General features: G+C 39.8%; 1 pseudogene. It reads left to right on the top strand.

Going from position 1 to position 206, the window contains the following annotated elements:
* Positions 1-206 (top strand): annotated as a pseudogene (locus tag ACQCVE_RS19715) (RNA-guided endonuclease TnpB family protein); the annotation flags it as partial.

Genomic DNA, 206 nt, shown 5'->3' with positions numbered 1-206 from the left:
CAAGGTTTGTTTCTTTGGAAACGGTAGACAAAACAAATACATGAAGCGTACATTCCGTTCCAAACGCAAAACATTGGGTAGGAAGAAAAAACTCAATGCCATCCGTAAATTGGATGATAAAGAACAGCGATGGATGAAAGACCAAGACCACAAGGTGAGCCGTGCAATCGTCAATTTTGCAAAAGACAATCACATTTCTGTCATTC

The organism is Metabacillus sp. 113a (assembly GCF_050107635.1).
Taxonomy (GTDB): domain Bacteria; phylum Bacillota; class Bacilli; order Bacillales; family Bacillaceae; genus Metabacillus_B.
Note: the sequence above shows the minus strand (reverse complement) of the source record. Positions and strands in the feature narration are given on the sequence as shown.